Source organism: Vibrio sp. E14 (genome assembly GCF_020515785.1).
Classification (GTDB): domain Bacteria; phylum Pseudomonadota; class Gammaproteobacteria; order Enterobacterales; family Vibrionaceae; genus Vibrio; species Vibrio diabolicus.
This window is the reverse complement of the sequence record NZ_JAHPJI010000006.1, coordinates 73199-92747: the sequence shown is the minus strand read 5'-3', so window position 1 is coordinate 92747 and position 19549 is coordinate 73199. Positions and strand designations below refer to the sequence as shown.

Sequence of the window (19549 nt, the reverse complement as noted above, 5' to 3'; positions counted from 1 at the left end):
ATTACAACCCTCTTTCCTTAATCCAGGCTCTTACCTTAATTCCGGGTTCAATTACACTAACACCAGAGATAATGATTTGATCGCCATCGTTAAGCCCAGCTAACACTTGGTTTTTATCATTCATCTCAATAGCGGCTTTGGACACAATGCCTTGCTCATCAACACGCCAAACGTATGTTTTGCCGTTCTCTTCTAGCAGCGCGGAATTAGGAATTTTTGTTGCACCAGCATTTTTAGATAGGAGGTAAGCATTGCCAGACATGCCCGGTAAAAGGCCTATTTCTGATGGTCGCTCCATAACCATAGTGACTTTGTAACTACCGGTTTTAGGATCGGCTTCTGTATCGATTTCTTGAAAGGTCAAGTCAAATGACTGCTCGGGGAAAGCGTCAAAGACCATTCTGGCAGAGACATCGCTCCCCTGCGTGTAACGGTTTAGCAGATAGTCAGGGATTTGGAATATCACCTTAAGCAGTTGGTTGGATTGGATATTCATCACGCCTTCTTTTGCGGCAACATACTCATGGTTTTCTGCTGGAATATACGAAATCGTACCATCATATGGCGCGACAAGTTTGGTATACCTTAAATTTGCCTTTGCTTGATTCCACTGAGCTTTGGCTGAGTTGTGATTCGCTTTTGCCTCATCAAAGTCTTGTTCGGACACCACTTGGTCTTTACGTAACTTTTGGTATCGCTTGTACTGCACGTCTGCGAGCGCGAAATTTGCCCGAGCTTGCTGTTCAAGCAGAGAATATTCATCAGGGTTTAATGAAGCCAATACATCGCCTTTGCTGACGACTTGACCTTCATTCACCTCAATCGTTTGAAGAAGTCCAGGAACTCGAAACGTCAGTACCGCTTTATCACCAGCTTCCGTCGTGGCAGGAAAGTGTCGTTCAAATTGGGCATTGCCAACAGATACTGTAAATAGCTTCGCGGGGCGGGATTCAGGTTCTGGAACAGGGGGAAGTTCTTTACCACACCCCGACAACACAGCCGAGATGGCGACAGGAATGAGCAATCTTCTCATTACATTCATCCATAAAAAATTAAGGGATTATTTTTAAAGTAGATGAATTCTGGGCGAACTTCCAGAGTTGAAAAGATTAATAGTGCTTTAAAATTAGTAATTTGTGACAAAAAAGCAGGCTTTGCACCTGCTTCGTTTAAATCTTCTTTGGATGCGGAGTGTTTAGAGCTTACTGAACTCCCGATTCACCCTATATGTATCAGACGTAACATACGCTTCCATGTTACGGATTTTGCCATCAAGACGGTCAAAATCGCGTTCCAACACACTGAGCAATTGGTCCGGACTTTGTCCTTTCTGCCAAGGCTTACTTTTAAGTGTGTGCTCTTGTTGCGCTCGGATATTTTCAGAATACGTCACTGGTTGCTTTTCTAACATAAACGCCATCGCGACGTATGCTAACAACACCAAAAACGTACCGCCCAACAGCGCTGCAGAAATCACTACAATACGAATCAACCAAACCTCTGCACCAAAGTAGTTGGCAATTCCGGCGCAAACACCGGAGATTTTGCCATTTACTGGGTCACGATACAGCTCTCGATTAGTCATACTTGCGTCTCCATGTTGGTGACTCAGCATCCAAGATGCGCTCCAATGTATCAACTCGGGACTGCATCGCTTCCGCTTTTTCAGATAGTACCTGAAGGCGCTCTAAATCTTGGCTCGACAGTGCACTATCTGTTTTGCGTTTGCTGCGATAGTGTAAGAAGAGCCATAGTGGAGCGACAAAGATTAAAAAGACAATCACTGGTCCTGCTATAAAAAATGTCGACATAAATGGCTCCTTTGTTATTTATCTTTCGATGACATCTGTTCTTTCAGTTTTGCCAACTCTTTTTCGATTTCGTCTTGAGCTTGAAGCTCTGCAAACTCTTGCTCTAGCGATTTTGCATTACCAGTTTGTGCGTACAAATCTGCTTCTGCTTCCATTTCATCCACTTTACGTGAGTACTGCTCAAACTTCGCCATCGCTTCATTAGTACGGCTAGTGTGCAGGTGTTTTTGCACATCACGACGGTTAGAGGCGGTTTGGTTACGAATTGCTAGTGCTTGCTGTTTTGCACGCGTTTCTGCAATTTTGCTTTCTAACTTACCGATCTCGCCTGTAAGCTTGTCGATCGTTTCTTCTACTAACGTCTGCTCAGTGTGAAGACCTTTTATCACTTGCTCAAGCTTTTGCTTTTCAATTAACGCTGCACGAGCCAAATCTTCACGCTGTTTTACCAACGCTAGGCTCGCTTTTTGGCTCCATTCGCCAATTTGCTCTTCTAACGTTTCAACTTTACGAGCCAACTCTTTTTTGTCTGCAATCGCTTTAGCCGAGTTAGTACGCACTTCAACAAGTGTGTCTTCCATTTCTTGAATGATAAGACGGATCATTTTTTCAGGATCTTCCGCCTTGTCCAGCAATGCACTGATGTTTGAGTTAACGATATCTGCAAATCGAGAAAAAATACCCATAACGGAACTCCTCTTTTTTCCTATTAAAACTCGACAAGGTGGTGATTGACCTTGTGTCTCCCTGAATACATTACAAGTAGCATGCCAACTTAATATTACATTTAAAATCAGCAACTTATGCATTTTGTTGTCGTTATGCACTATTATGCTATGATGTTTTTCACCAACTGTTGGTGAAATTCACCAACTCCATATGTAAATCATGGCTCGGCTGTTAAATAAGAAGGACTTTATGAAGCAAAACCTGATTGGTGAATCACCTGCTTTTCTCGCAGTACTAGATAAAGTATCACAACTTGCGCCTATTGAGCGTCCAGTCCTCATTATCGGTGAACGAGGAACGGGTAAAGAGCTCATCGCTCAGCGTTTGCATTATTTATCAAGACGTTGGGATAAGCCACTACTATCACTCAACTGTGCGACCTTAAGCGAAGGACTAATAGATTCAGAGCTATTTGGTCATGAATCCGGCTCTTTTACAGGTTCTAAGGGCAAGCATAAAGGACGTTTCGAACGCGCCGAAGGCGGCACTTTGTTTCTTGACGAATTGGCCACCGCACCACTTTTAGTTCAAGAAAAGCTGTTGCGTGTCATCGAATATGGTGAATATGAACGAGTTGGCGGTCATACCGCTCTCAATGCGGATGTTCGACTTGTTTGTGCAACCAATGCGGACTTACCAAAATTGGCGGAACAAGGCGATTTCCGTGCCGACTTACTCGATCGTTTAGCGTTTGATGTCATCATGCTGCCTCCTCTTCGTGAACGAAAGGAAGACATCCTGTCTTTAGCAGAGCACTACGCGATGAAGATGTGCCGTGAACTTCAGCTCGAATATTTTGTCGGTTTTACCTCAAAAGCACAGCATTCGCTTCTTGAATATGAATGGCCAGGTAATGTCCGTGAACTAAAAAACGTGATTGAACGTGCTATTTACCAACATGGTCTCAATGCCGATCCAATTGATGAACTGATTTTCAATCCTTTTGAAACAGTTTGGAATAACACGCTTGGCCATCATGCCGAGCAAGCCGAACAGCAGCAAGAGGAGGAAGTACCAAGCAGCGCAGTTCAATTCCCTCTAGACTATAAACAGTGGCAAGAAGAGCAAGACATCCACTTACTCAATCGCGCATTGGAAGAGGCCAAGTTTAATCAACGACAAGCAGCCGATCTACTTGGTTTGAGCTACCACCAATTACGAGGGATGGTTAGAAAATATGGTTTAGTCGGGCAAAGCTAGCTTAGTCGAAGGTGCTTGATCGGTTAGCGAGCGAGAGACAGCGCTCTAATTTGTATGTCTTTCAAGCATAACACCTTACAGTGTATGGATTTTATGTTTGGAGCGAGTTCACAAAGGTGATAAATTAGCGAGATCATTTTCGCTTGTTAGCTCTGAAAGAGTAAGATCAAATGAAACAAGCAAGATCCAATGAACATTTCATATTATGAATGCTTTTATAAGATTATCGCTGAGCCTTATTGGGATTAGCCTACTGACCGCTTGTGGTGATGAAATTGACCACAATGACATTCGCAAAGCTGGCTTTGTGTTTTGCGGACAAGGTAAGCCAACCACGTTTAACCCTCAGCTTATTGATAGCGGTATTACCGCAGAGGCACTGAGCCCGCAGTTGTACGATACGCTGCTCACGCTCGATCCTAAATCACATCAGCCAGTAGCAAATATCGCTGAGAGTTGGTCTGTGAATGAGTCAGGAACGGAATACACGTTTAAGCTTAAACGTAATGTTCAATTCCAAACTACGTCCTGGTTCACTCCCACTCGACCATTGAATGCCAAAGATGTGGTATTTAGCTTCAAGCGAATCATTGATGTAGACCATCCTTTTCACCAAGTTGGTGGTGGTTTTTATCCATGGTTTGCAGGGTTAGATTTTCAAAACCTGTTGCAAGACGTGACTGCGATTGACGAGCATACGGTAAGGTTTACCTTATCTCAGCCAAATTTTTCCTTCTTGGCAAATATTGCCACCAGCCATGCTGTCATATTGTCTGCAGAGTACGGACAGCAACTGGCAGCAAAAGATCATAAAGAAGAAATCGACCAACTTCCTATCGGTACCGGCCCATATCAGCTAAAAGAATACCAAGTGAACGACTTGATTCGTTTGGAACGTCACTCTAACTACTGGAAGTCACCCGCGAAAATGGAACAAGTGGTGTTCGATATCTCTCATCGAGGCACTGGTACCTTGGCGAAACTTTTAAGAAACGAGTGTGATGTGCTCTCTTCGCCTATTTCAAGCCAAATACCCGTTATTCAAGAAAATGACAATCTTGAGTTAACTGCTACGCCAGCCAACAACGTATCCTTTATTGCGATCAACACTGAAACGACCGCACTTAGTGATGTTCGCGTCCGCCAAGCACTTAACTTAGCGATTAACCGTCAGAACATTTTAGATTCGGTTTACTACGGAACTGGCTCGCAAGCTTATACATTGCTACCGCCTAATTCATGGGCCTATCAAAAGGACAGCGTAAAAATTCGTTATGACCGTAACTACGCATTAGCACTACTCCGTGATGCTGGCTATGAAGACGGTCTAGAGCTGACCATGTGGGTACCACTTGAACCACGCGCCTTTAACCCAAGTCCTCGCAAGACCGCGGAGCTAATCCAAGCGAATTTTGCCGATATTGGGGTTGAGTTAACGTTGCTAACCGATGATAGATTCGAACGTGTGGATTTAGAGAACATCAACGACATCGATTTACTTTTAACTGGTTGGATTGGTGATACCGGGGACCCTGACAACTTTTTCCGCCCGTTATTATCTTGTGAGTCTGATCGCGTTGGCCTCAACGTATCGATGTGGTGTAACGATGATTTCGATTTCTTGCTCGATTTGGCATTGGAAACCCAAGAACCGCGTTACCGTCTGAACTTATATCGCCAAGCGCAGAACATTTTAAATCAAGAATTCCCGGTAATTCCTCTGGCACATGGTGTGCAATTCCGTGTTCACGACAAATCACTGACAGGCTTCAAATCAAGCCCTTTCAATGCCCAACCGTTTGATAGAGTTGAGAGAATTCACTGATGTTTTGGTATACCGTTCGACGCTTTAACCTATTTTTCATCACTTTGATGATCCTCACATTAGTGGGCTTTTCTCTGCTGCGCCTTGACCCTCTCTCGCACTGGGCAAACGTTGATTTTTGGTCTGGTTGGCAAACTTACTTAATCAACCTTTCTCAGCTTGATTTTGGCATAAGTAAAAACGGCAACGCGATTTATGACGAGCTCGCCGTCGTATTCCCTGCCACTTTGGAACTGTGCTTTTTTGCCTTTTTGGTGTCCCTTTTGATCGGTATTCCGCTTGGAACCGTTGCTGGGATGAAGCAAGGTAAATGGCTCGACACCAGCATTTCATTCATGTCGATGTCTGGTTATTCCGCTCCAATTTTTTGGGTGGCTTTGTTACTTATCATGGTTTTTTCATTGGAATACCAACTCTTTCCCGTGGCAGGACGGTATGACCTGCTTTACGAAATTGATCATGTAACCGGATTTGCCATTATCGATGCATTCATGGCGAAAGGTGAATACCGCGCTCACGCACTGCAAAGCGTCATTGAGCATATGGTGCTGCCATGTTTAGTGCTCGCTTTGGCTCCAACCACGCAGGTTGTCGGACTAATGCGTTCTTCGGTGGCGGAAGTGATGAGCCAAAACTACATTCGTGCAGCGAGAATCAAAGGTCTCTCTAACCGCGAGATCGTTACTCAACATGTGCTACGTAATGCGATACCGCCTATCATCCCCAAAGTCGGTGTTCAGCTTTCCAGTATGATTACCTTGGCTATCATCACTGAATCTATTTTTAACTGGCCAGGTATTGGTCGTTGGTTGTTAGATGCATTGGCAAACCAAGATTATGCATCTATCCAAGCTGGCGTGATGGTACTTGCGACTTTGGTTCTCACCGCTAATATTCTCTCTGATTTGATTGGCGCGATGATTAACCCTCTAGTTCGAAAGGAATGGTATGCTAACAAATAACGTTTATCAGGAAGAACGCATTCCAACTCAGTTTGAGCGATTTTGGCGAAGTTACCGCGCCAACGGGCTAGCCATGTTTGGCCTATGGTGCTTGGTATTTATCGTCCTAATTACCATTTTTGCGCCACTGCTTGCGCCGTTTGATGCCCAAGCACAGTCAGGCGAATTGCTTGTGCCGCCATCATGGGCCCCAGCTGGAACGGTTGATTACTTTTTGGGAACCGATGACTTAGGCCGAGACATTCTGTCACGCTTGATCATGGGCTCTCAACTTACATTTGGTGCAGCCGTTGCCATCACTGCGATTGCCGCGGTCGTAGGTTGTTTGATTGGCGTATTAGCAGGTATGACGAAAGGCTTACTCTCAAGTACTCTCAATCACTTGCTCGATACCGTCATGTCGATCCCGTCGCTCTTATTAGCAATCATTTTTGTGGCATTTCTAGGTTTTGGTGGGTTCAACATTTTACTCGCGATCTGCTTGGCATTGATTCCGCGTTTTATTCGTTCTGTTTATATCGCAGTCCACACCGAAGTTGAAAAAGACTACATCATGGCAGCACGTCTTGATGGCGCGAACGATTTCTACTTGTTGTGGAGTTCAATTCTTCCCAACATATTGACGGTTATTGCTGCTGAAATCACGCTCGCGCTCTCTGCTGCGATTTTAGATATTACTGCGCTGGGTTTTCTTGGCTTAGGCGCACAAGCACCAAGTACTGAGTGGGGAGCAATATTAGGTGACTCTGTCGAGTTGATTTATATTGCACCTTGGACCGTAACCCTACCCGGCCTAACCATCATGTTTACCGTTATTACCCTAAACTTAGTAGGTGAAGGTGTACGTCAAGCGCTTAATGCGGGGATCGAATAATGCCGTTGTTAGATATTCGACATTTGACTATTGAGATTGAAACCCCTCAAGGGTTGGTCAAAGCCGTGGACCGAATGAGCCTAACTTTGAATGAAGGCGAAATTCGTGGTCTTGTAGGTGAGTCTGGTTCAGGGAAAAGCTTGGTTGCAAAAGCGATTGTTGGGGTAAGTAAAGATAACTGGCGCATTACCGCGGACCGTATGCGCCTTGGCAATATTGACTTGCTTCAGCTTACGCCAAAAGAGCGTCGACGTGTCATTGCCCGTGATATTGCGATGATCTTCCAAGAGCCATCAACCTGTCTTGATCCTTCAGAAGAAGTGGGACGTCAATTGATCGAGTCCATCCCATCTCGCGCGTTTGAAGGGAAATGGTGGGAGCGATTTAAATGGCGTAAAAAACAGGCCATCGCGCTTTTGCATAAAGTGGGTATTAAAGATCACAAGCGTTTAATGGGTAGCTACCCTTATGAACTGACTGATGGTGAGTGCCAAAAAGTCATGATTGCCATGGCGATAGCGACCAAACCAAAGTTGCTAATCGCAGATGAACCAACGAACGACTTGGACCCGATTACCCAGTCGCAAATATTGCGTTTATTGAGCCGTATGAACCAGCTCAATAACACGACCATTCTGCTTATCGGTCACGACTTAGCAACCATCACACAATGGGCGGGCCGCATTACGGTAATGTATTGTGGTCAGTCGGTAGAGTCTGCCGATACCAGTAAAATCATTGCAGCGCCCAAGCACCCGTATACAGATGCCTTGCTTAAAGCGATGCCAGACTTTAATGATTGGGTACCACACAAGCAAAAACTCCAATCCCTACCGGGCTCGATTCCGCCATTGCAGCATCTGCCAATCGGTTGTCGACTCGGTCCACGTTGTCCGTATGCGCAGAAACAATGTGTTGAAATTCCACACACCAGACGAATTAAGAATCATAAATTTAACTGCCACTTTCCATTGAACACGGAGAAAAAGTCATGAGTGCGTTACTTGAAGTCGATAATTTATCGAAGCAGTTTGTTACGCGCTCCCGACTATTCAAACGTCAGGTTAATGAGGCTGTCAAACCGGTGAGCTTTACGTTAGAGCCGGGGCAAACTATCGGTTTTATTGGCCAAAACGGTTCAGGAAAATCCACTCTTGCCCGTATGCTTGCAGGCGTTGTAGAGCCAAGCTCCGGAGAGATCCGTGTGAATGGCGAACGGTTGGAGCACAAAGATTACGCGACACGCTGTAAGCTCATTCGCATGATTTTCCAAGATCCAAACACATCGCTCAACCCGCGTATCCAGATTGGCCGTATTTTGGAAGGTCCATTAAAGCGAAACACCAACATGCCGCCAGATGCACGCATGCAGCGTGTGAAGAACACCCTACTCCGCGTCGGATTGTTGCCTGAACACGCCTATTTTTACCCACAAATGCTAGCGGCAGGCCAAAAACAGCGTGTGTGTTTAGCTCGTGCGCTTATTCTTCAACCTTCCATCATTGTCGCTGACGAGGCGTTAAACGGTTTGGATATGGCAATGCGCTCACAGATCATTAACTTATTCCTCGAGTTACAAGAAGAGATGGGATTGTCGTTTGTGTATGTATCTCAACACATTGGCATTGTTAAGCACATCACTGACAAAGTGATGGTGATGCATGAAGGTGAAGTGGTCGAGTTTGGCGAAACTAACCAGGTACTCACTAGCCCAGAACATCCGATCACTCAACGCCTAGTCGAAAGCCACTTCTATAAGGCGCCAAGCCACCAAACAAAATAGCCTATCAAAGATCTCATCGTTCAAATGTAAAGAAGCCTGCGTTAAAGCAGGCTTCTTTATTGTATGGGTACTAATCAAAAAACTAACGGCGGCTCGCTTGTTTGCGCAGTTCAAAATCAAACTCGTCAGGAAACAATACGACCCCTTCTTCATTTTGATTTGGGAATACAACAATCGATAGCTCGTCATCCTCTAGACCAGAGGTCCAACGACTGTGCCACTTGTTTAGAGAGATCGCTTCTGGCTCGCAATCTTCCCAATCACCATTCGCCCATTGCAAAGCAAACTCTTCGTTTGGCCATACTGGTACACAATCATCATCTTCTGTATTTAACATGACACAGCCATGTTCATCTTTCAGAATCCAAACTTTACGATTCGCCACAATCTCTTTTACGCAGTACTTTAAACGTTGCTCTTCGTTGTAACGATTGATGGTATCCATCTGCTCTTGGGTCAGTTGCTCAGACATATTCGTCTCCTATTTCCCATAGAAAAATGCCCGCAGCTAGGCGGGCATTTAAAGTATATGCTAGAAAATTAAGCTAGCTCAGTTTGAAGCCAAGGCCAACCTTGCTTCTTACGGCTTAGCGTGTTTTCCATCATTAGCATTCCGTCTTTTTCGTGCTTAACAAGCTTCTCAGCCCACTCACCTTTGTATAGAAGACGAGTTTGAGCAGTCGTGATGTCTGTTAGCATTACAGCAGCAAATGCAAGGTTATCTTTTTCGCAACGCGCTTCTAGATCCGCTTCTAGTGCTTCGATCATACCGTCAACTTGCTCTAGTGTTGCAAGCTCAACCTGACCTACTACTACGTCACGACCGTTGAATGGGTAACCTTTAAGGTCTTTCTCAACAAGCTCAGCAGCAGATAGACCTTCGATGTTTGTCTTAGCAATTAGAAGATCTTTAGTGAATGCGTCAACATCTTGTACGTCTGCGATTACCGCTAGCTCAGCAACGGCATCTTTGTCTTTTTGTGTACAAGTTGGAGAAGCGAAGCCTACTGTGTCAGATAGAATTGCTGACATCATTAGCTTAGCGATTTGTGGAGTAATCGCGTGACCTTCAATCTTGAACATGTTGAATAGAACAGTGTTGGTACAACCAACAGGCCAGATCCATGCTTCCATTGGGTTTACTGTCATCACGTCACCTAGGCGGTGGTGGTCAACAATACCCGCAATTTCAGCTTCTGCGATATCGTCTGGTGCTTGTGCTAGATCTGAGTAATCTACTAGCCAAACGGTCTCACCCGCAACTGATATGCGAAGCTCAGGAACTTCAGCGCCAGCAACTTCTAGGATGTGCTGAGTTTCACGGTTGATTTCGCCTTGGCGAATTGGCATAGCTTCAACGCCACGCGCTTTTAGAAGTTCAGTTGCAACGAGTGCACTACAAATACTGTCACTGTCTGGGTTCTTATGACCTACAACTAGAATCATGTTTCTTCCTATTCAAGTCAATTTTATACGCCGCCTAATACAGTTAATTAGGGCGTGTTTGCTCACAAAGGCCGATACTTTACCTGATTTCAGAGAGTTTGACACGAAGAAAAGTTCACAATGCTATTGCGAATAAATCTCATTTACATATAATGATAATTATTCCTATTTGCATTTGAGTAAACGATGAACGCGACCCAATTTTTACACTCTGCACAACAGTTGTTTCAGCCTACTCAGTTTCGTTTAGCTTATAAGCGATTGCTGATCCCTATCGTCATGCTCATTTTGCTAGGCAATGAAAATACACGTGACGTTGCCGTACAGACGCTATCCGACTCATTCTGGGCGGTGTCATGCTATGTTGCCGCCACCTTGGCAATTTATCATTATCTTTCAAACTTTATGTCGAAAACCAATCGAATTACTGAGCTATACCATCGCTCGCGTAATCATCAGGTTTTCTTTGCTTCTTTATTGGGCGCATTGCCTGGCTGTGGTGGCGCTATTGTTGTGACAACGCAATTTATTAGTGGCCGAGTGGGATTTGGTGCGATTGTCGCGGTACTTACTTCAACAATGGGTGACGCTGCCTTTTTACTTCTTGCCGCCAAACCAAGTGTTGGATTAGGCGTGGTTGGATTAGGCATAATCGTGGGTACTCTTTCAGGGCTGGTCGTTAATGCTTTTCATGATGATAACTTTCTGCGCCCAGAGCCAAAAGAAGCACCTCAGACACATGCTTGTTGCCAACACCAGACAGACCGACACACGCCTCTTGAACAACGTGCAATCAATCTACAAGGCGCATTTTGGAAATGGCTTATTGTGCCTGCCAGCGTCGTTGCTGTGTTAATGTCTTTCCAAATCGATATTAATCAGCTGTTGTCTTTGCAGGCCAATACCATTGAATGGCTGGGCGCTATCTTCGCGGTGATCACAATGTCGTTGTGGGCGATGACAAAAGAGCTCGGCGATTATCAGTCAACGGTCTCTGAAGATGAAAAAATTGTGGACTCACACCCAATTCAAAAAGCGGCTCAAGACACAAACTTCGTCAGTGCTTGGGTGATCGTTGCGTTTCTGGCGTTTGAACTGACGACCTATTTTTCTGGAATCAATCTCGTAGAAACCTTTTCTCATTGGGGGATATGGATGCCATTAGCTGGCTTAGCCATTGGTATGCTACCTGGTTGTGGTCCGCAAATTTTAGTCACTAGCCTGTACATCTCTGGTGCAGCGCCACTTTCGGCGCAGCTGGCAAATGCGATTTCCAATGATGGTGACGCCCTATTCCCCGCCATTGCTATGGCACCGAAAGCCGCTTTGGTCGCGACTATTTATTCGTCCATTCCTGCTTTTATCGTTGGATACGGGTATTACTTTTTATTCGAGTTCTAACGCTCAGGACGTCAAAATAAGAAAGGAGCCACAGTAGGCCCCTTTCTTGTTTTTATAATCGAACGATTTGCTGCACGTTATGCCGTGACGATCGCTTTCGCATTTAACCCTTTATCAACGCTCACCATTAATAACTGACAAGGTTCTTGGTTTAGCTTTTCTCCTGTCCAGTAATCATACCAATCCATCGGTTGATCAGACGTCAGCGTAAATTCCATCGCACCGTAGCTGGCATAGTTAAACAAGCAGTGAAGGTCATTCTTCGTCGTTAGTTTTAAAAACGCATGATTTAAACTCAAAGCCGTGAACTTTGCTGACTCTTGGTTACGTTGTTGACGTAGCATGAGCTTAGCCAATGTCTTCTTTGCAAATGGCGTAATCTCAGGGAGCGGATCGCCAGACAGCAGCAAACCACCACACGCCAATAACACCGTGCGATGAAATTCATACTCTTCTCTGGATGCGGCTTGATTAGCTAATGACGTGAATGTCGCGCAATCCGGATCAATTTGCCACAGTTTTCGATGCTGCCAACTACGGTAAAAGGTTTCTTTGGCTATCTGCTCGAAACGACGACTATGGCGTTCTACGTCATCAGAAACACGCATTGCATCCACAAGCCCTAGAGATGGCCACATTGGCGCGTTGCAACCTAAAAGCCACGCATCACCAGCGCCTTTAGCAATCGCTTCCATTCCTAAGCGATACGCCTCAACGCCTGTAATACCAGATTGTTTACGCACACCTTTCAAGGTGCCCCAATAGTTCGCGTCTAGCTTGAACAATTCAACGCCCCACTCTTGTCTCATGACAGAGACCACATTCGTCAGATGGTCTTGCACTTCTGGATTTGAGGTATCGAGTATGTACCAAGGCGTGCAGCGCCAACCACCGTATGTGACATCTTCTGCTTTAAGTAAGCTTCCATCTTTGTGACGAACAAACCACTCTGGGTGTTGTTTGAAGATCTCCGACTCAGGTTGAGCAATAAAGGGGGCCATCCAAATTGCCGGCTTTTTGCCTTTTGCACGGATACTATGAATGAGCTCTTTCACACCACCAGAAAACTTATCCGATGGGATTAACCAATCGCCCATAAAGGCTTGATAGCCATCATCCAGAAGTACCCACTCTAGGTCTTCAAGCTTATCTTGCATGCAATCAACGTTCTGCATGATGTTTTGCTCTGTCACGCCTGCGTAGTAGGCATACCACGAACACCAACCGACAGGCGCATCTTGTGTCACACCTTGGCGAACAGGATGATGCTCTGCAATCATCTCTCCATAGATTTGATAAAGTTCAGACAGAGATTGGCCGCAGAGTACCGCCACGGATTCAAGTTGATTACTTTCCCAATCCGCCACTTGAGTAAACTCACCATCAATCGCGGCAGATAAAACCCAATGTCCATCACGCAGTACAACATCAAAATAGCCCGCAAAACGGTGACATGAAGTAAAGCCAAACAAGGTATAGCCAGCCGAGCCTTCCACCACTAAATAGTTGTAGTAACGCTTAGGGGCATCTTTGGGATAGATTCGATAAGAAGGGTTGTTGTCTGGACAGCGACCAATATCAACGGGATGGCTAACCGTTCCCGCTGTTTGCGCTAGCATTTGGAAGCCATCACCAATCACGTTGGCCTCGTGCTCGTATAAAAACGGCATCTCGAACAACACTTCACGGTCGGTAAACGTTTTATTGTGAAGCCCAGCAAAAGAAAAATGTAATTGATTACCCTCAACTTCAACTTGGAGGTCGTTGTTATTCACAGTGATCTCAATGTGATTTGCCAATTGAATGCTCTGAGCCATAAAGAGTCTACTCACTTAATTATTATTGTTTAGCTTGGTTCATTATCCCCTGCTTGTCCCACCCAATTCGTTATCGACGTCACGAATCCTACTGTCGTTTAGCGTCACAAATTTATTATTGAGATAACGCTCACTGAAATTTTGGTTAAAAAAATACCAGCCCGAAGGCTGGTATTTCGATTGATGTGAATTGCATTAATTAAGCAACTTCGATTGGACCACCGAATGAAGTCACTGGCGGTACTTTGCCGGTGAACTTCTCGAAGTCTACGATACATGTGTTCGCAGAAGTCGCCTGCGCAAGTTCAGAAGAGCCAATGTCTTGCGTTAGCGTGTTAGGGTCACCGTAAGTACAGATTGCGCCCTCTTTCTCGTTTAGAGGACCGTACCATGCACCTTCTTCGATACGAATAACGCCACGTGGGTAGCTGTCAGTAAGAACAGCACCAGCTAATAGCTGACCACGACCGTTGAATACGCGCACTAAGTCACCGTCTTTGATGCCTTTCGCTTTCGCATCCGCTGGGTTGATGTAAACAGGTTCACGACCTTGCACCGCGTAAGTTGCACGGAACTCTTCAGATTCACACATTTGAGAGTGCAGACGCTTGTCTGGGTGACAAGACTGCAACCAGAATGGGTATTTATCTGAACCAGGGCCACCGTGTGAACGCTCTGATTTTTCGAACCACATTGGGTGTTCTTGACAGTGTTCGTAGCCGTAACGGCCGATCTTACGAGACGTGATCTCGATGAAACCAGATGGCGTACCTAGTGGGTTAAGCTCAGGGTCTTTACGGAAGTCCGCATGACGAACCCAAGGTTTACCTTCACCGAAGTCTAGTACGCTCTTCTCCCAGAACTCGTTGAATTCTGGCATTTCAAACTTACCTTCGTTCGCTTTCTTACAATCGTTGTATAGGCTTTCGATCCATTCCATCTCGCTCATACCACGAGTGTATTCTTCGCGGCGACCAAAACGCTGAGTTAGTTCACTCATGATTTGGAAATCAGGCTTAGATTGGAACAATGGATCGACGAGACGATGCATTGCAATCAGACCTTTGTTCGAGTATGAACCGTATACGTCGATGTCGTTACGTTCCCATTGCGTACACGCAGGTAGAACGATATCCGAGAAACGACATGTTGCAGTCCAAGCAAACTCGATCGTTACAACCGTTTGAAGTTTGCGGAACGCTTTCTTCATGCGGTTACGATCTTGATGGTGGTGCCATGGGTTGCAACCCGAGATCACCATCATCTTGAAGTCTGGCAGTTTCACTTTACCGCCGTTGTAGTTGATCTCTTTGCCTGGCTCAAGCAGACAGTCGATCCAACGTGCAACTGGGATAGTACGGCTGTAACCGTTAAAGTCGTTGTTGTCCCACTTCGGCTTCATACCTTGGTCAAGGTTACGAGGAAAACCACCAGGGCCCGCGAAACCAGTTGAAGGTACACCGATACTTGAGTAATGGTGACCGTAAGAGATACCACCGCCAGGTAGACCGATTTGACCAACCATTGCAGCAACCACAGCCGCCGCCCAGTATGGTTGCTCACCGTGCTCTTGACGCTGGATACACCAACCCATCAGGATCTGTGTACGGCCACTTACTAGCATACGCGCGAATTCGCGAATCTTGTCCGCTTTCACGCCGCAGATAGCCGCAGCCCACTCTGGTGTTTTCTCTACTTTATCTTTTGTCTTACCTTGAACGTATTGAATAAACTCTTCAAAGCCTAGACAGTAAGTATCAATGAACTTCTTATCGTACAAGTCTTCGTTGTACAGCACGTGCGCCACAGCAAGCATGAACGCTACGTCTGTCAGCGGGTTAATGTACAAGTGATCGTTCTCTAAGTAGCGCTGAGTCTTGTTCTTCACTGGGTCTACAGATAGAACGTTGATCTCACCTTTCGCTACTTTTTCTTTTAGTTGTGCTAGGTACTTGAACGACTCATGCGTTTCACAGTTCCAACCTACTTGAAGGTTTTTCACTGGGTCGTTAGCCCAAAGAACGATGTTGTCAGAGTTCTCTAGGATTTCAGACCAAGACGTACCTTGTGCGTAAACTTCGGTTGAACCAAGTACGTAAGGCATGATGGTTTGACCTGCACCCGTCGAGTAGTCACCTACTTTCGTGATAAAGTTGCCGTGCATACCCACTGCACGTTGCATGTGCGCGGTACAGTTGTTGAATGAACCTGTTTGGTTCCAACCTGTTTGACCTGCGTGTAGCGCCCATGGACCGTAGTCTTTTTGAATACGTTCTAGTTCGCGGTAGAACAAATCTAGCGCTTCATCCCAAGTCACGCGGATGAAACGGTTGTTACCGCGAGTATCGGCGCTGTATTTGTGTTTCTTCAACCAATCTAGACGAACCATTGGGTAACGTACACGTGAAGGGCTGTAAATAATGCCCTTGATGCCGTTTAGCATTTCAGTTGGGTTTTTGTCTAGCTCTAGCGGTTTGATCTCTTGAACTTTACCCGCGTAGATGTGGGCGCGGAACGCGCCCCAGTGAGAACCTGTTACTTTCCAAGTACCTGTCGTCTCAACAGCATTGGCAGAGGCTGACGCCAATAAGCTAGGACCAATAACTGACGCTGCACTTGTGGTTGCTACACCTTTAAGAAAACTTCTTCGTGTAATAGCCATTTAAATTACTCCAATCCGACGCTTATTAGTGGTGACCTTCAGCATAATCTGAAGAGTGTTTCTGTAGATACTTCAAGATCAGGGCTTCACTGTCTGTATCTAGGTTAACGAACGCCAACATACCGTCGAACATACCTGGCCAGGTGTTCGCGTCGAAGTGCGCTTCCGCAGGTTGCGTGTGACATACAGAACAGTTGGTCTTGTACGCTTCACGAGATTTTTCCCAAACAGGATTGATGTCGTTCAGCATAGACTCTTTCTTAAGCCATACTTTCGCCGCCACTTTTTCCCATGGAAGACCCGTTAGCTCATCCACTTTTTTCTCACCAGTCGTCACAATGTTGCTATCTGTCGCTGCTTCTTTCATCAGAGACGCAGTCGCAATGTTCTTACCGAAGTCTTCTTGAATTACGCGACCAAAGCCTTTCGCTTTACGCCAGCCATCGATTTCGATTTCAACAAACTCGCCTTTGTCTTCAAGAACTTTAACGGTCGATGCTGGGTTAAGAAGACCGGCTTCTTTAGTGCCTTGTGCATCAAAGTAAATAGGTAGGTGACGAACACTCACTAGTTGCTGACCTACAGAGTAATCTGTATTTGAAGTCATACCTTCTAGGTCACCCACGATACCGCCGATGCTGTCCATACCTGCTGGCAGGTTATGCGCGATACCTTTATGACAGTCAACACAGCTTTGATCTTTCTCTGCTGCTTGCTTCATTTGGATACGAGCGGTTGGAGACATTTGCTCGAAATCCATCGATTCGTAGTTGTGACAGTTCTTACACTCTAAAGATTTGTTTGCCGAGAAACGATCCCATTCGTGTTTCGCAAGTTCGATACGACGCTCTTCGAACACACCAGGTTCATCGTAGTTGCCAAATACCTGTGCAAATACCTCTTTAGATGCCTGCATTTTACGAGCAATTTTGTCTGTCCAGTTATGAGGAACGTGACAGTCAGGGCAAGTAGCACGAACGCCTGAGTGGTTTTTCCAGTGAACCGTTTCTTGCAGCTCAACGTACACGTTGTCACGCATTGTGTGACAACTAATACAGAATTCTTCTGTGTTGGTTGCTTCTAGAGCGGTGTTAAAGCCACCCCAAAAGATAACACCAGCAATGAAGCCGCCCATAGTCAGCACACCTAGGCTGATATGTACAGCTGGGCGCGTCATGGTACGCCACAGTTTAATGATTAATGATTTCATTATTTGCTCTCTTAAAATCTTTTCAAAAGTGTGGTTATGAGCTCACAGGCTTACATGCCGTGCGCGCCTGGAGGTCCAAAGAAGAACACTTGCAACATCCAAACGATGAACCCATAACCGCCGACAAAAGCCACACTCAGAATTGGGAAGAGAACAACTGCAATGAAGAGGAACGACTTCCACTCCAGGGAGCGTTTTTCACCACTCTCAATTTTATTAACATCACTCATACATTTGCCTATTTTGTATCTAGTGTTATTGAAAAGCCCGCGTAACCAAGCTTAAGTTTTTTACAATCTCTAATGGAAAATGTTAGACCATACTAATAGTAAGGTTCAATCAAATAAGAGCTCTCAGGCCTTGTAATTCAACACTTTTTTGAGCTCATCCAGAGATGTGATTGATTGATGTTATTTATTAAAAAACATGAACAGATGTGACAAAATAAGTCTTTTAACTAATTGTTAAAACAACAACATTTACCAAACATAAGTTACATTTGGATAGTAATTAACGGGTCATAAATTGGCTTAAAAACCCGTCAAAAGATAATAAATTGTAAATAAAATGATGCTAAATAATGACAAGAATAGCGCTGAAGGTTTACGTTGAGAACATCAAAAAATGCACATTGATGTTCATATAAAGGAGGAGCTTAGTTACAATTATTCGCGGATTTTCGAGGAGCGATTATGGATAGCGTGGTGGATATAAGTTGGACCAAACTGGCATTGTTTGGTCTGATTTTGTTGGTTCCCTTCTTTATTAATGCCCGCTACAAATTAGGGATTGCGAAAGACACGATAATCAGTGTTATTCGTATGACACTTCAGCTCATATTGATTGGCGTGTATTTAGAATATCTTTTTCAATTAAACAGCTTACTTATCAATATACTTTGGCTTGCCATCATGCTACTGATTGGTGCAAGCTCAATTGCAGGAAAAGCTCGTCTACCTAAAAAGCCACTCATGCTTCCTCTGCTTACAGGCTTAACCTGTGGTCTAATTCCACTTCTTATAGCGATTACCGCAGGCCTAGTGCAGCCATCCCCTATTTACAACGCCCAGTATATGATCCCACTTGCGGGCATGCTATTGGGTAACAGCTTAAGTAGTAACATCATCGCACTGCAGAATTTATTTACGGCTTTTGAACAGAGACAATCAGAATACGAGGCTGCTATCTCACTTGGTGCCTCTCCTCGTTATGCATCATTCCCCTTCATTCAAGAGGCCCTTAGAAAGTCACTTGCTCCAACTTTAGCCTCTATGGCCACTACAGGGCTGGTTACCTTGCCAAGCATGATGACTGGTCAAATTCTAGGTGGCGCAAGCCCGATGGTTGCGATTAAATATCAGTTGGTGATTATGCTGGCTATTTTCGTCATGTTGAGTACCTCCGTCGCTATTACGCTGGAGATGACACTGAGCTGGGTACAAACGAAAGAAGGCCGGATCAAAATAAAAATCCAACAACCAGAACCTACCAAAACTCATAGATAGTTTAAGCGTGTGAACAAAGCCAGTGAAAGGGCTTGTATTATCAAGTCAAACGCAATTTTAACTGAATAACTCATTCATTCTTTCAACATTCATCAAGACGCTTTCTGGAGAAAAGTCAGACAGAATTCTCTCGAGTATAAGCCTCTAATTTTATGAAATTTTCTTTGCAAGTTTAGATACGCACGGCCTTTGAGACAGGTTATCCACAGAAAATGTGGATAAACACCCTAAACCCATACGCAACCAGAAACATAGCAGCATAAGTGATCAATCTAATCGTCATGCTTTGATCACTTGCCTGACATATTCTAATTTTAGAGTAAA

18 protein-coding genes are annotated in these 19549 nt (G+C 44.9%); 8 read left to right on the top strand and 10 right to left on the bottom strand.

What is annotated here, in order from left to right; translation table 11 throughout:
* Position 1 precedes the first annotated feature (1 nt).
* From LIX84_RS16780 to pspA, 4 genes are all read right to left on the bottom strand, one after another.
* Positions 2–1033, bottom strand: a complete 1032-nt coding sequence (locus tag LIX84_RS16780) for an efflux RND transporter periplasmic adaptor subunit (RefSeq protein ID WP_065645345.1) — start codon at positions 1031–1033, stop codon at positions 2–4.
* A 162-nt stretch (positions 1034–1195) separates the two neighbouring features.
* Positions 1196–1585, bottom strand: a complete 390-nt coding sequence (gene pspC, locus LIX84_RS16775; protein ID WP_012841944.1) for an envelope stress response membrane protein PspC — start codon at positions 1583–1585, stop codon at positions 1196–1198.
* Entirely contained in the window at positions 1578–1811 is a 234-nt protein-coding gene (pspB, locus tag LIX84_RS16770) for an envelope stress response membrane protein PspB (RefSeq protein ID WP_054867313.1), read from the bottom strand. The genes pspC and pspB overlap by 8 nt, the downstream gene beginning before the upstream one ends.
* Before the next feature lie 14 nt (positions 1812–1825).
* On the bottom strand, positions 1826–2497 hold the full coding sequence (pspA, locus tag LIX84_RS16765; protein WP_005393294.1) for a phage shock protein PspA: 672 nt from the start codon (positions 2495–2497) through the stop codon (positions 1826–1828).
* 232 nt (positions 2498–2729) lie between these two features.
* Here pspA and pspF point away from each other — a divergent pair, with 232 nt between their 5' ends.
* The 6 genes from pspF to LIX84_RS16735 all read left to right on the top strand — a co-directional run bounded on the left by pspF (position 2730) and on the right by LIX84_RS16735 (position 9184).
* The gene (gene pspF / locus LIX84_RS16760; protein WP_226421789.1) at positions 2730–3740 is read left to right on the top strand and encodes a phage shock protein operon transcriptional activator; all 1011 of its coding nucleotides are present in this window, start codon (positions 2730–2732) and stop codon (positions 3738–3740) included.
* 205 nt (positions 3741–3945) lie between these two features.
* Positions 3946–5565 (top strand): ABC transporter substrate-binding protein SapA, encoded by a 1620-nt coding sequence (gene sapA / locus LIX84_RS16755; RefSeq protein WP_226421788.1) that lies wholly within the window; start codon positions 3946–3948, stop codon positions 5563–5565.
* A complete protein-coding gene (locus LIX84_RS16750) occupies positions 5565–6527 on the top strand; it encodes an ABC transporter permease (RefSeq protein ID WP_046874787.1) in 963 nt (320 codons plus the stop codon). Before sapA ends, LIX84_RS16750 begins: the two co-directional genes overlap by 1 nt.
* Positions 6514–7401, top strand: coding sequence for an ABC transporter permease subunit (locus LIX84_RS16745; RefSeq protein WP_005378123.1), 888 nt, complete (start codon positions 6514–6516; stop codon positions 7399–7401). Before LIX84_RS16750 ends, LIX84_RS16745 begins: the two co-directional genes overlap by 14 nt.
* The gene (locus LIX84_RS16740) at positions 7401–8396 is read left to right on the top strand and encodes a peptide ABC transporter ATP-binding protein (RefSeq protein WP_005378126.1); all 996 of its coding nucleotides are present in this window, start codon (positions 7401–7403) and stop codon (positions 8394–8396) included. The genes LIX84_RS16745 and LIX84_RS16740 overlap by 1 nt, the downstream gene beginning before the upstream one ends.
* On the top strand, positions 8393–9184 hold the full coding sequence (locus LIX84_RS16735; protein ID WP_006742848.1) for a peptide ABC transporter ATP-binding protein: 792 nt from the start codon (positions 8393–8395) through the stop codon (positions 9182–9184). The genes LIX84_RS16740 and LIX84_RS16735 overlap by 4 nt, the downstream gene beginning before the upstream one ends.
* Before the next feature lie 82 nt (positions 9185–9266).
* Here the strand turns inward: LIX84_RS16735 and LIX84_RS16730 are convergent, their stop codons facing one another.
* A complete protein-coding gene (locus LIX84_RS16730; protein ID WP_005378129.1) occupies positions 9267–9656 on the bottom strand; it encodes a DUF2750 domain-containing protein in 390 nt (129 codons plus the stop codon).
* Between the two features lie 68 nt (positions 9657–9724).
* Positions 9725–10630, bottom strand: coding sequence for a manganese-dependent inorganic pyrophosphatase (locus tag LIX84_RS16725; protein ID WP_226421787.1), 906 nt, complete (start codon positions 10628–10630; stop codon positions 9725–9727).
* 186 nt (positions 10631–10816) lie between these two features.
* Between LIX84_RS16725 and LIX84_RS16720 the strand changes: the two genes are divergently transcribed.
* Positions 10817–12031 (top strand): putative manganese transporter, encoded by a 1215-nt coding sequence (locus tag LIX84_RS16720; RefSeq protein ID WP_226421786.1) that lies wholly within the window; start codon positions 10817–10819, stop codon positions 12029–12031.
* Positions 12032–12108: 77 nt separating this feature from the next.
* On the opposite strand, the gene LIX84_RS16715 is transcribed toward LIX84_RS16720, so the two are convergent.
* The 4 genes from LIX84_RS16715 to torE all read right to left on the bottom strand — a co-directional run bounded on the left by LIX84_RS16715 (position 12109) and on the right by torE (position 17950).
* Positions 12109–13848, bottom strand: coding sequence for a glycoside hydrolase family 36 protein (locus LIX84_RS16715; RefSeq protein ID WP_226421785.1), 1740 nt, complete (start codon positions 13846–13848; stop codon positions 12109–12111).
* Positions 13849–14047: 199 nt separating this feature from the next.
* On the bottom strand, positions 14048–16510 hold the full coding sequence (gene torA, locus LIX84_RS16710; protein ID WP_041156583.1) for a trimethylamine-N-oxide reductase TorA: 2463 nt from the start codon (positions 16508–16510) through the stop codon (positions 14048–14050).
* A gap of 25 nt (positions 16511–16535) precedes the next feature.
* Complete coding sequence (torC, locus tag LIX84_RS16705; RefSeq protein ID WP_031780338.1) at positions 16536–17720, bottom strand: pentaheme c-type cytochrome TorC; 1185 nt, start codon at positions 17718–17720, stop codon at positions 16536–16538.
* A 50-nt stretch (positions 17721–17770) separates the two neighbouring features.
* On the bottom strand, positions 17771–17950 hold the full coding sequence (gene torE, locus LIX84_RS16700) for a trimethylamine N-oxide reductase system protein TorE (RefSeq protein WP_005378141.1): 180 nt from the start codon (positions 17948–17950) through the stop codon (positions 17771–17773).
* Positions 17951–18412: 462 nt separating this feature from the next.
* On the opposite strand from torE, the gene LIX84_RS16695 reads away from it, so the two are divergent.
* Complete coding sequence (locus LIX84_RS16695) at positions 18413–19225, top strand: ABC transporter permease (RefSeq protein WP_226421784.1); 813 nt, start codon at positions 18413–18415, stop codon at positions 19223–19225.
* Positions 19226–19549: the final 324 nt, after the last annotated feature.